Source organism: Martelella sp. NC20 (assembly GCF_013459645.1).
GTDB lineage: Bacteria > Pseudomonadota > Alphaproteobacteria > Rhizobiales > Rhizobiaceae > Martelella.
This window is the reverse complement of the sequence record NZ_CP054863.1, coordinates 203,865-216,011: the sequence shown is the minus strand read 5'-3', so window position 1 is coordinate 216,011 and position 12,147 is coordinate 203,865. Positions and strand designations below refer to the sequence as shown.

Below are 12,147 nucleotides of genomic sequence, written 5' to 3'. Positions count from 1 at the left end.
TTAGCGTACCGGCGGCGCGGCGGCGAGTGCTTCCCTGCCGGTCTGCGCCGATTTCTTTTCGGAAGAGGAGACTTCGGCAAGGGTGCTGGCCAGCAATTCGAAACGACTGGCGGCGAGGTGATGGCCGACCTCGGGTATGATCCTGCACTCTGCATTCGGATTGGTCTCGGCCAAAGCCGCAATTGGCGCGGGGGGCGACATCTTGTCGTCGGCGCCCTGAAGAAACGTGATCGGCATCTCCAGCCCGCCGATATCCTGATCCCAGCCGCGTTGATTGACGGCGAGATCGGCGACCACGCTTGCCGATGACCGTTCGCCGATCAACCGCAGCCACGACAGCGCCCAGCCGGCCTCAATGGATTGGTCGATCACTGCCAGATCGGCAGGGCTTTCGCGATAGGCGTGACGGTAGGCGCGCGCAGCAAGGGAAGGGGAGCGCGCCAGCGCGGCATAGGCCTTGACGATGGCGCCGATCACGATCGGTCGCTGGCGGACGGCGCTCGTCAAAGCTGCCTGCATGCTGCGTTCCGATGCCGGCGCGGATTTCGATGGCGGAAACGGCGCGCCGGCAATCACCAGGCGCTCGACAAGGCCCGGGTGGCGGGCAGAGAAATGCGTGGCCCACGAGACACCGGAATTGACCGCGACGCATGTCACCGGTCCGCCGATGAGGTGGTGCACCATTTCGGCAACCGCCTCGGTATAGGTCTCAAGAAAACGCAACGGATCCGAATGGTCGACTCCGTCGATGAAAAACCGGGGCGCCACCAGAAAGCGCAGGCCATGGCGCCGCAAAATATCGACCTTGTCTTCGCAGTAGAGCGTTGGCGACAACAGGCCGTGGAAAAACAGACATGGCTTGCCGCTTCGGTCGCCGAACTCCCAGATCGGCAGTTCGGCGCCGTTTTGAAGCGCAACGGAATGCACCGCCACCTTGCCTGCGAAATGGCGGGCCAGAAGCTTGCGCTCCGAACTATGATCCCGGGCGCCGGAAAAGGTGGCGATGAAATAACTCATCAGGCTTGCGGAGATCGAGCGGGCCAGCGCTGCCTGATTGGTGACGCCGAATTTCTGGAAGATGACCTGCAACTGCTTGCGCTTGGTACCGTAGGAAGCGCCCAGCCTTTCGGCGGCATCCTTCAGTTCGTAACCGGCCAGAAGCTGCGCGATCAACTGATATTCGCTGGCGGTCAGCGGCGCGACATGGAGCGGCGTATGTCTTTCAAAGAACGCGCGATCGATTTCAAGCGCAAGCCACTCGGCCCCTTCCGGCGCTTGTGGCCAGTAGTGCCCGACCGAAAGGACAGCCTGTAGTAGGTTCTCGTGTTCCCTGAAGGCGAAGCCCTGTTGGTCGCCCGGCGGTAGGTCGAAACGACGCGGCAGCGCACCGGCTTCTCCGTAGCTCAGGATAACCGTGCCGTCGCGATCAAGCAGGCAGACCGGCAGATCGAATGGAGGCAGGGTCTTGTAGAAGAAATCCTGGATGGCGATCTGCCGACGGGCGTCACGGATTTCCGGCGCATCCCCATCCCACCGCGCCGGCAGCACGGACGGTTTGAGGATCCGGGGGATTTCGGCAAGTCTTGCGATCTGCCGACGGAGTGCTGCGCGAGACGCGGTCATGGCGCAGATTTTTGGGAAAACCCGGCTGCGAGGTCAAGGGGCACACTGCGAAATGCGGCATTTTTGCGGCAAAATCTTTAGTTCGGCATGAGCGTTCGACGCCGATCGGCGTATTAACGTTGAAAAAAATGATCGTATGTCGTGTTCCCGGAGCCAAGCCGATTGACACTGCGGTCAAAGCCAAACCGGCCTCTGTGCATTATCGGGACATAGATTCACGGTAGCTATCGGGGATTCGAAGGGGCATGAGTCCGTCGGCATCGAGTTCAATGCCGTCTGACCAGACATAATCGCCGGTGAGGTTGATCCGGTCCCAGCCCAAAGGTGAAAGCTGCGAGAGTAGAGCGGGATCAATTTTCACTCCGCGACTTCCAAGTTCACTCACGGCGCGGTCGAGATAGCGGCAGTTGAACAGGATGATTGCGGCGGTGACGAGATTGAGTGCTGCCGCTCGCATTTGCTGATTTTCGATACCGCGATCCCGGAAGCGGCCGAGCCGGTGGAACGCAACCGCGCGCGCCAGACTGTTTCGCGCTTCGCCCTTATTGAGTTCACCCGTGACAAGCTGGCGAAGCGCCGGATCCTTGAACCATCGCAATGTGAAGAGTGTGCGCTCGATACGGCCGACCTCGCGAAGGGCAGCGGCAAGGCTGTTTTGTTGCCGGTAGGCTGAGAGCTTTTTCAGGATCAGCGATGGGGTGATGGTTCGGTCGCGCATCGCCCTAATGACGCGATGAATGTCGGGCCAGTGATTGACGATCAGATCGCGGTTGAGCCTGTTCCCGAACAGCGGCGCGAGGCGTCCGTAACGCTTGGGCGGCTCGAAGGAATAGAGGCGGCGATCGGAGAGGCGCGGAATACGTGGCTCAAAATCAAGCCCGAGCAGGTCCATGACCGCAAACACGATATCGGAGACGCCGCCGCCATCGACGTGCAGCGCGGAAAGGTTGGCGTTGCTTTCGTGGCCGAGAATGCCGTCGAGGGCATGGATCGCTTCGCCGGCAGTGCCCGCGATCACGGTTTGATGGAGCGGTGCGTAGCGGTCGGTGATGGTGGTGTAGATTTTGACGATCGGGTCGCGGCCGTAATGCGCGTTGACCTGACCGCCAGCCTCCCCGGCGCCACCAAGATAATAAGCCTGCCCATCGGCAGAGGCGCGCCAGCCCTCACCGAACCAGGCCGCCATTGGTTCGGCCTGTATGGCGTCGGTCAGACAGCCGAGCGCGGCGCGAAACGTCTCTTCACGCATGTGCCACGTCTGCATGCGCAGGAGCGTGCGCCGCGATGCCACGCCGCAGACCTCAGCCATCCGTGACAGGCCGAGGTTCGTCGCTTCCGCAATCATAGCTGCGAGAAAGGATCGTTCATCGCTGGGCGGCAACCCGGTCGAGACATGACCGAAATGGCTGGTGAAACCGGTCCAACGTTCGACCTGAGACAAAACATCGGTGATGCGCGTCGTCGGCACGAGATTGTAGCAGGTCCGGACGAACTGTCTGCCATCGTCGCGTTCGGCAAGATCGGTTTTCGGCTCTTTCGGAAACCGCAGTCGGTCACCGGAAAACAGCGCGGGATCGCCGCTGGTCAGCCCCCCTGATACCTTGAGCAGCGCAGTATCCAGTTCGGCCGCGCGGGCATCGAGCCACACATGAGGATCAGGAATATCGGAGACCTGTGCCGGGACCGGATCCGTACTCGGTGAAAGCAGCGTTTCCAGAGAGCGGTGCAGTCGGGAGGTTGGCACCCAGATGTCGCCCGCCGCCAGTGCTCCAGCCAACGCGGAATAGGTCGCCAGCTCCCAATGGGTTCGGTCGATCTTGTCGTCCGTGACGACATAGCGCTGCCATCGCCGCTCGATATGCCCGAGCGGCAAGCCATCAGGGAGCGCCGTGCGCCAGTCGCCATCGAGTTCGGCCAGGATCGCCATCGCTGCACGGAGCGGCGCGGTACCCTTGCGACCCTCGAACGTGAACGCTTTCAGGAAGCGCGGCCCCGCCCGCTTGAACGTCCGATATTCTGGCCCGATTTCACTGATGGCATTATCTCGTCCCGGCCTCGTGGTTCGCCGGAGAAGAGCAGCGTCGGCATCGATCGTATCGAGCGAGGCGACCGCTGCGACCGCTGCTGCAATATCGCCGCCGGCGCGTGCGGCTTTGCTGACCGCCTCAAGCACGTCGGCGACACGGATTAATCGGTCGCGGCCCTGGTCGGCAGAAGCGGCAACCGTCTGTTCAAGGCGTTTGCGGGCACGCAGATGCGCTCGCCCGATGAGCGAGTCGAACATACCGATAGCTGTGTCAGTCAGCGTGGCCTCAAACTCGCGCAGCGTCGCCACAAGAATAACATGCCGCCGCGCCGACCCCATCTGCTGGAATGCCTGCGCGGTGTAGCGGACCCCTTCGCGCGCAAATTGCTCCATTCGGGGTTCGTATCGTCTATCGATGGCGGGCGTCCTGATGCCGCGAACCAGTGCGATCTTGTCAAGAATACCGACGAGCGAGGCAGAGGCGACGCGCGGGGTGGGTTCCCGTAGCCAGGAAAATCGGCTTTGCCTATCGTGCGTTTTCTCGGCGATAAGCGCGTCAAGTCGGCTATGGGTGGCCGGATCGAGACGATTGTCGATGTCGGCGATGATCCGGTTTTCGGCCGCGTGCATCGCTTCGGCGGCCATGCGCTCGACCACGGTGATTCCGGAAATGACTATCTTACGGAAGCGCAGTTCGTCGAGGAAGTTGCCCAACAAGACGCGTCCGTTGGTCAGGCCGACAGCTTCGGCTTCCAGCCACGCTCGAAGCGTTGCGCGCATCGGCTTGGTGAGGTCGGTGAACCCGAAACGCGCCTTGATCGCGAGAAGCTGATCGTAGCGTGTGGGCGTCCGTCGTGCGAAACCGCCGATCACTTCTGCATCGATCCCGATCTGCTCAGCGATATGGTCGAGCATGACAGCGGGCAGCAATTCGCCGCGTCGGAGATGCCTCCCCGGATAACGCAGACAGCAAAGCTGCAAAGCATAGCCAAGCCGGGTCTCAGGCGTGCGGGCGCTGTTGATGGCAGCTAGGTCGTTTACGTCCAGACTGTGATGGCGGACGACCGTCGTCTCGTCTTCGGGCAGCGCCAACAAAGCGTCGCGCTGAGGGCCGGTCATGTAAATGCGTGCTGGCATCGGTTATCCCTTTCAAAAATCACTTGCCTTTTGATACAGTTTTGCAAGAGGATTGTGAAAGGCATTGAGCCTTGATTTGCGGTCATGGTCATCCTGCTTCCGTAGACGGCCGTTTGTGAAAGGATCGAATTGAGCACCGCACCTTATTTGATCGGCTATGCTCGCGTGTCGAAGGGGGACGACCAGTCGAACGCAGCACAGTTGCGCGCGCTGACGGCAGCGGGTTGTAAACGCGTCTTCGAAGAATCCGCCAGCGGCGGGCGATGGGACCGGCCGAGGCTCCAGGAGATGATCGGCCAGCTACGGGATGGCGATGTCGTTGTTGTCTGGAAGCTCGACCGGCTTTCGCGAAGCCTGAAAGACCTGCTGCACTTGATGGAAAAGATCGAAGCGGCGGGGGCCGGCTTCCGGTCGCTGACCGAAGCGATCGACACGACGACACCGGCAGGCCGCATGATGATGCAGATGGTCGGCTCATTCGCCGAGTTCGAGCGCGCCATGATCCGCGAGCGGACTAGCGCAGGGCTAGCGCAGGCGCGGTTGGAAGGGCGGCTCGGTGGTCGGCGGCGCAAACTTGACGATAAGAAACGGCGTGAGATCGCCGAATCCGTTGTTGCGGGGCGCAAGTCCGGCGCCGAGATGGCGCGGCTCTATGACGTGAGCGAGCCAACCGTCTCAAGAATCGTTGCCGAATATCGTCAGCGGGAAGCCCATGAGGCCTTGGCATGACTTGGATCCGATGACCTCCATGGGGTGGAAAGCGGAAAGGCCGCTTTCAGCAGCCAACCCTTCCAAGCGGAAGATGTCGAACGACCTACCAATTGCAGTCGATCAAGACATGGATCGTCGGCAAAGCTGCATGGACCTCCGATCATTTCGGCGACAGGGTTTCAATGATCCGGCAATCGTCGACGATGCCGCACTCGCACTGGTCGATCATTCTGTCGAGTTCGGCCTTGAGCGCCATGAGATCAGTGATCTTCTTTTCGACCTCTGCACGATGTTCGCTAGCGATGGCATCAACTGCTGCGCAGGATTGTCCGCGATTGTCGGATAGCGTGAGAAGCGCTCTGATCTGGTCGAGCGAGAAGCCCAGGTCACGTGCCCGGCGGATAAAGCTCAGCCGGTTCAGATGGTCTGGCTCGTACGCCCGATAATTGCCTTCGGTACGCGAGGGCTCGGGCAGTAGACCGTTCTTCTCGTAAAAGCGGATCGTTTCGACCTTGGTACCGGTTTGCCTTGCAAGATGACCGATCGTCAGAATTGAAGAGTTCATTTTATGACCCTATAGCGTATACAGGGTCATGTAGGTTCTATTTGGACGTTTGTCGATCTCGATGGCTCGCCTAGTGCGCCGCTCTGGCGCTCTCCACCTCTTCACGCACCAGGTCGTGGAGTTGCTGCGGTCCGAAGGATTCCAGCGGCCTGCCATTCACGAAAAAGGTCGGTGTCTGGCGCACATTATTGCTCTGAACATCGGCCATATCCTGCTCAAGAACGGCGTCAATCTCGGCCGAGGACATCTCACGCCGTGCCTGCTCAACATCCAACCCAGCCGCCGCCACGATTTCCCAGGCTTTCTCGAGATCGGGTGCACCATGCACGGCCCATTCCGGCTGTCGCGCCAGCAGGGCTTCCAGTATCGGTTCGTATCTGTCCTGAAGACGGGCTGTTTCCAGAATCCTGACGGCTTCGTCAGATCCGTCATGGAAGGGCGCGTATCGGATGACCAGGCGCGTCTCGGCAGGGAAATTCGCCATGATCTGCTTAACGGCTGGATAGAAAGCTCGGCACGCCTCGCAGGACGGATCAAAGAATTCCACGATCGTCACCGGCGCATCCGCTGGGCCGATTACGGGTGAATGCGCCCTGACCAACGCATCACCTTGCGCCGGTGCAACGGGCTGTGCCGAGAGGCCGCCGTACCGGTCGTAGATAAAGGCACCGCCTGCAAAGACAATCAGTGCGACAAGGCCAGTGAGAAGTACGATGGACCGTCTGGTCATGTTGAACGTCTCCGGTGCGCGAGAACGAGAAGAAGAGCGATGCTCCCAAAGGCGGCGAGCGATAGGTAAGGGAGCGGCAAAATGCCAAGGACCGTCATCTCGACGCCAGAACATGACGGGCCGTCTTGTGTACAAGGCTCGATGGCTGCTGGAAGGATCCTCGCATAAAGGAGGGAGTGGAATGCAGCGATGGCGGCACCTAGGGCAGCCAGTGGAAGTCCGTACCGGGAAACGCTGGCATCACCTCGAAAGCTAGCGACAGCCAGAATGACCGCCAGCGGAAACATGAAAGCGCGCTGATGCCAGCACAGATTGCACGGCGTCTGTCCCATGACCTCACCAATGAAGAGAGCGCTGAGCGAGGCGGCAAGCGCAATGAGCCATGCCGAGAAGACGAACGCCCAGGTATTTGCAGTCGTGCCCGCCCCGGTGGTCATAGCACTCCCTTTCGCCATCGTTTCGCTTCGCTCCATTTACCTTTGCATTCAACTATTTCTGCACCCTGTACCCACTACAGGGTCAAGGCTCCTTAATGAAGTTGTACCGCGAATTTGCACGTGGATCGCAGCGCGAAATCAAATAAACGAAGTCCACTCTTGACCCTATAGTTGCTACAGGGTCTATCTGCGGTGTCACATTAAACCATCGAGGTGACACCATGGCGGCAGCGAGCCCTTACAGACTGCGTATAGAAGGCATGGACTGCGCCTCGTGCGCATTGAAAATCGAGACGGCGATGCAACGCCTGCCGGGCGTTAGCGACATCAATGTCAGCTACGCCAACGAGACGCTAGCATTGCAACTCGATGAAGACCGGACGGCCCTCGGCACTATTGAGCAAAAGATCCGAGCGCTCGGGTACACGCCAGTGATCGAGCAGGCTGAGACGAAGGGGGGGCCGCCTCGGAAGCGCATCACAGAGGCGTGGTGGAAAGGCAGCAAGGGTCGGCTTGTACTGCTGACCGGCGCACTGTTCATGCTTGCCTTCGCCATTGCGCGTATCCTGCCGGATTGGGAGCAATGGCTCTATTCAGGTGCGGCCCTGATCAGCGTTATCCCGTTCGCGCGGCGGGCGGTCGCCGGTGCGATGTCCGGCTCACCCTTCACCATCGAGACGTTGATGACGGTCGCGGCACTCGGCGCGGTCGCCATCGGCGAGGCCGAAGAAGCTGCTGTCGTGATCTTCCTGTTCGCAGTGGGCGAGCTGCTTGAAACCGTGGCGGCAGGCCGTGCGCGGGCAGGCATTGAAGCGCTGATCGATCTCGTGCCCCGGGTCGCGTTCCGCGAGCGTGATGGTGTCATTGAGCAGGTCGCTGCCGAAGAGTTGGCTATTGGTGATGTCGTCGTTGTTCGGCCTGGGGACCGTGTGCCGTCTGACGGCACGGTGATTGATGGTGCATCTGAGGTCGATGAGGCGCCCGTGACAGGCGAATCCATGCCCGTGCTTAAAGAAGCCGGCGCAAACGTCTATGCCGGCAGCATCAATGCAAATGGCGAGTTGCGAGTGTCGATCAGTCATGTCGCGGCCGACAATACCATTGCCCGCATCATCCACATGGTCGAGGAAGCTCAGGAATCAAAGGCCCCGACGGCGCGTATGATCGACCGTTTCAGCCGCTGGTATACGCCTGGCGCTATGGTCGTCGCGGCTCTGATCGTCGTGGTGCCGCCGCTCGCCTTCGGCGGTGACTGGATGACATGGGTATATCGGGGTCTTGCGACGTTGCTGATTGCTTGCCCCTGCGCGCTCGTGATTTCCACGCCGGCGGCTATTGCCTCGGGTCTTGCCGCCGGCGCGCGTCAGGGATTGCTGATTAAGGGGGGCGCGGCACTGGAAATACTCGGTAAGGTCGTAACTGTTGCCTTCGACAAGACAGGAACGCTGACGCGTGGCCATCCCCAGGTGACGGACATTGTGCCGATCAATGGGGACGAGAACGCCGTCCTTGCCATTGCAGCGGCCGTCGAGCGCAGCACCAGCCATCCTCTCGGGGTTGCAATCGTGGAGGCGGCAAAAGTGCGGGGGCTCGAACTGCCCGTCACCTTCGGGGGCGGCGTTGCCACACCCGGCAAAGCGGTCACAGCGCGGTTGAAGGACGGCTTCGCTTCGGTCGGGTCTCCCCGTCATGCCGCCGAACAGGCTGCCCTCGAAGAGAACATTGCCGAGACGATCACCATACTGGAGAGCCAGGGCAAGACGGTCGTCGTGCTTATAAAGGGCAAGACCATCGAGGGATTGATCGCGTTGCGCGACGAACCGCGCGACGACGCTATCGAAGGTGTGAAGCGGCTGACAGATCGAGGTGTGCGGCCACTGATGCTGACCGGCGACAACAAGCGCACGGCCGACGCCATTGCGGCCCATCTTGGCCTTGAGGCAAGCGCCGAATTGTTGCCCGACGCCAAGCTCGCCGAGATCGGTCGCCTCAAAGCTAATGGCCCGATCGCCATGGTGGGAGACGGTATCAATGACGCGCCGGCGCTCGCAGCCGCTTCCGTTGGCGTTGCCATGGGTGCAGGCACCGACGTTGCTCTGGAGACCGCAGATGCCGCGCTGCTCAGAAACCGGGTGACGGGTGTTGCCGATCTCATCGGGTTGTCACAGGCGACACTCGGCAATATTTGGCAAAATATCGCCATAGCGCTTGGTCTGAAGGCCGTCTTCCTCGTGACGACTCTATTCGGCATTACCACGCTCTGGATGGCGATTCTCGCCGATACGGGCGCTACGGTCCTCGTTACAGCCAATGCGCTGCGCCTGCTGACCTGGCGCGGCACCCGCGACAAATGAGCCCAAGCAGTGCGCGAAGGCAGGTCGCGGCTTCCACTTCTCGCCAAGAAAGCCGAGGTGTAATTTATGAGTAATCAGTCCAAGGGCAGTGCCACTTCATCCGAGAAGAGCGAACAATGGGCGCTCGCATGGGTGCTTGCGATCAATACGGCCCAGGCAGCCATTGTGGGGGGATTAGGGTGGTGGGCTCAGTCAACAGGATTGATGGGCTCTGCACTCGATAATCTTGGCGATGCCGGTGTCTACGCTATTAGCCTTTTCGTCGTAGGTCGCGGTTTGGCGGCGAAGGTTCGAGTTGCCCGGCTGTCGGGTATCCTTCTGATGGTTTTCGCTGGTCTTCTTCTATTTGAAGTCGGTCGTCGCTTCTTCACTGGCTCCGATCCGATAGGGCCGGTCATGATTGCCGTGGCAATCGCGAGCGCGCTTACGAATATGATCTGCATGTGGTTCCTGAATTCTCATCGGGAAGGCGGCGTGCATCTGCAAGCCTCATGGATTTTCACGACAAACGACATGCTCGTGAACTCAGCCATCGCGCTTTCGGGTCTGGCCGTAATCCTTTTCAATTCGCCCTACCCGGATCTGATCATCGGCCTGGGCGTGGTTGTTGTCGTTGTCAGAAGCGGCTTGGAAATTCTTGAAAAGGCCGGGGAAGCTGGAGAGAAAGTTAATCAACATGATTAGTTCACGAGCCCTATCCGCCGCCTTCCTTACCCTTGCGGTATTGATCTCTCCTGCCGTTGGTCACGACTTCCAAGCCGGTTCGATCACCATCAATCATCCGTGGTCGCGCGCGACTCCGCCGGTCGCGCCGGTAGCCGGCGGCTATCTGACGCTAACGAACGATGGCGGTATGGCCGACCGTCTGGTTTCGATCTCATCACCTCTGTCAGAACGGGCGGAAATCCACGAGTCGACCGTGATCGACGGGGTTGCCAGCATGAGGCCGGTGCAAAATGGCATCGAAATTGGGGCTGGCAAGACGGTCGAACTTCAACCTGGCGGTATACACATCATGTTTTTGAAGCCATCGCGTCCTTTGAAGGAAGGGGAGCGGTTTGCCGCAACACTGGTGTTCGAGCAGGCCGGTACCATCGACGTTGAGTTCGCTGTGCAGAACATGGGTGCTCGTCCGGAATTTGCGAACGAACATGACGGGCACGGAGAGGCTGTCCAATGAGCGGCGTCAAACTTTTCCGTCTTGTTGCATGGGTTGCCGTCGCCGCTGTCGGTGGGCTTTTCATCGGCTTGTCAGTGTCCAAGCCTTGGCAGCAGCAAAATGCGGCGGTCGCGTCTTCGACAGGCATCGCAGCTATCGGCGGCCCGTTCCAGCTCACATCGCATCAAGGCGGGACGATCGACAATGCCGCGCTTGCTGGAAAGCCTTATCTCGCCTTCTTCGGCTTCACCCATTGTCCCGATGTGTGTCCGACGACGCTCTACGAACTCAGCGATCTCATGAACGAGCTCGGGCCGGTGGCCGACCAGTTCAACGTACTGTTCTTCACCGTCGATCCCGAACGAGACAGCCAAGAGCTGCTGGCTCAATACATGACAGCCTTTGATGATCGCATCCTCGCATTGCGGGGAAATCGACAGGAAACGGACGCCGTGGTGAAGGCCTTTGCGGCCTACGCGCGAAAAGTGCCTCTGGAGGGGGGCGAATACACGATGGATCACACCGCAGGCGTCTACATGATGGATGCCGAGAGCCAATTCGTCGGCACGCTCGACATGCACGAGCCGCGTGAGATTCGCTTGCAGAAGCTCCGCCGTCTAGTGGGCGAGATTGGCTGATGGAGTTCTCCAGTATCGGAATGGCGACGGCTTTCGCCGCTGGCGTTATATCCTTCCTGTCGCCCTGCGTTCTGCCGCTGGTGCCGGGCTATATTTCCTACGTTGCAGGCCGCACGATTAGCCCGGACGGAATTGCGGCCGATACAGAATTCAGGGCAGCGGGCCGAACTCTCGGCCTCAGCCTCTGCTTCGTGCTCGGCTTCACGACCGTGTTTGTCATCCTTGGGGCCAGCGCCACCGTGTTGAGCCGGCTCTTGCGCATGTATCTTTTCGAAGCGAACCTGATTGGCGGAGGGATCGTTATCGTCTTCGGCCTATTCACGACCGGCCTCGTACCAATGCCCTGGCTCAATCGTGAAGCCCGGTTCCATGCCAATCCGGGCAGCGGAAGCGCTGGGGCCGCTTATCTCCTGGGTCTCGCTTTTGCGTTCGGCTGGGCTCCCTGCATCGGACCAGTGCTAGGTGCGATTCTGACCCTCTCCGCTGCCAACGCCACGGTTGCAAGCGGAACGACGCTGCTCGCCGTCTATTCCCTGGGCCTTGGCCTCCCTTTCATCTTGGCGGCTTTATTCATGCGCGGGTTCATGGCGCGGATGATGTCGATGCGCCGCACCGGCCGGGTGCTCAAAATCGTCGCTGGTGGGGTGATGGTGGTGATGGGCATCGCCATGATCACCGGCCATCTCTCTAGCTTTGCAATATGGCTGCTCCAGACGTTCCCGGCCCTCGGTCGGATCGGCTAAGCCGGAGTTTAAAGGACATTCGGA

11 protein-coding genes are annotated in these 12,147 nt (G+C 60.2%); 6 read left to right on the top strand and 5 right to left on the bottom strand.

Features of this window, described 5'->3' with window-relative positions; all coding sequences use genetic code 11:
- On the bottom strand, nucleotides 1-1,623 hold the full coding sequence (locus tag HQ843_RS28955) for a hypothetical protein (RefSeq protein ID WP_180902502.1): 1,623 nt from the start codon (nucleotides 1,621-1,623) through the stop codon (nucleotides 1-3).
- A gap of 199 nt (nucleotides 1,624-1,822) precedes the next feature.
- Nucleotides 1,823-4,786, bottom strand: a complete 2,964-nt coding sequence (locus HQ843_RS28950) for a Tn3 family transposase (protein WP_009452621.1) — start codon at nucleotides 4,784-4,786, stop codon at nucleotides 1,823-1,825.
- Nucleotides 4,787-4,915: 129 nt separating this feature from the next.
- Between HQ843_RS28950 and HQ843_RS28945 the strand changes: the two genes are divergently transcribed.
- Nucleotides 4,916-5,515, top strand: coding sequence for a recombinase family protein (locus HQ843_RS28945; RefSeq protein WP_009452622.1), 600 nt, complete (start codon nucleotides 4,916-4,918; stop codon nucleotides 5,513-5,515).
- Between the two features lie 142 nt (nucleotides 5,516-5,657).
- Here HQ843_RS28945 and HQ843_RS28940 read toward each other — a convergent pair whose 3' ends face one another.
- The 3 genes from HQ843_RS28940 to HQ843_RS28930 all read right to left on the bottom strand — a co-directional run bounded on the left by HQ843_RS28940 (nucleotide 5,658) and on the right by HQ843_RS28930 (nucleotide 7,229).
- The gene (locus HQ843_RS28940; protein ID WP_009452623.1) at nucleotides 5,658-6,062 is read right to left on the bottom strand and encodes a MerR family transcriptional regulator; all 405 of its coding nucleotides are present in this window, start codon (nucleotides 6,060-6,062) and stop codon (nucleotides 5,658-5,660) included.
- Between the two features lie 70 nt (nucleotides 6,063-6,132).
- Nucleotides 6,133-6,792: a DsbA family protein gene (locus HQ843_RS28935; protein ID WP_028793180.1), complete on the bottom strand. Its 660-nt coding sequence runs from the start codon at nucleotides 6,790-6,792 to the stop codon at nucleotides 6,133-6,135.
- A complete protein-coding gene (locus HQ843_RS28930) occupies nucleotides 6,789-7,229 on the bottom strand; it encodes a disulfide bond formation protein B (protein ID WP_024706423.1) in 441 nt (146 codons plus the stop codon). The genes HQ843_RS28935 and HQ843_RS28930 overlap by 4 nt, the downstream gene beginning before the upstream one ends.
- A gap of 221 nt (nucleotides 7,230-7,450) precedes the next feature.
- Here HQ843_RS28930 and HQ843_RS28925 point away from each other — a divergent pair, with 221 nt between their 5' ends.
- The 5 genes from HQ843_RS28925 to HQ843_RS28905 all read left to right on the top strand — a co-directional run bounded on the left by HQ843_RS28925 (nucleotide 7,451) and on the right by HQ843_RS28905 (nucleotide 12,123).
- Nucleotides 7,451-9,583 carry a heavy metal translocating P-type ATPase gene (locus HQ843_RS28925; RefSeq protein ID WP_024706424.1) on the top strand — a complete coding sequence of 711 codons (2,133 nt, stop codon included), beginning with the start codon at nucleotides 7,451-7,453 and terminating at the stop codon, nucleotides 9,581-9,583.
- 66 nt (nucleotides 9,584-9,649) lie between these two features.
- On the top strand, nucleotides 9,650-10,267 hold the full coding sequence (locus tag HQ843_RS28920; protein ID WP_018065776.1) for a cation transporter: 618 nt from the start codon (nucleotides 9,650-9,652) through the stop codon (nucleotides 10,265-10,267).
- The gene (locus HQ843_RS28915) at nucleotides 10,260-10,763 is read left to right on the top strand and encodes a copper chaperone PCu(A)C (protein WP_009452628.1); all 504 of its coding nucleotides are present in this window, start codon (nucleotides 10,260-10,262) and stop codon (nucleotides 10,761-10,763) included. Before HQ843_RS28920 ends, HQ843_RS28915 begins: the two co-directional genes overlap by 8 nt.
- Nucleotides 10,760-11,380, top strand: coding sequence for an SCO family protein (locus tag HQ843_RS28910; protein ID WP_009452629.1), 621 nt, complete (start codon nucleotides 10,760-10,762; stop codon nucleotides 11,378-11,380). The genes HQ843_RS28915 and HQ843_RS28910 overlap by 4 nt, the downstream gene beginning before the upstream one ends.
- The gene (locus tag HQ843_RS28905) at nucleotides 11,380-12,123 is read left to right on the top strand and encodes a cytochrome c biogenesis CcdA family protein (protein WP_018065777.1); all 744 of its coding nucleotides are present in this window, start codon (nucleotides 11,380-11,382) and stop codon (nucleotides 12,121-12,123) included. Before HQ843_RS28910 ends, HQ843_RS28905 begins: the two co-directional genes overlap by 1 nt.
- The last annotated feature ends 24 nt before the right edge of the window (nucleotides 12,124-12,147 follow it).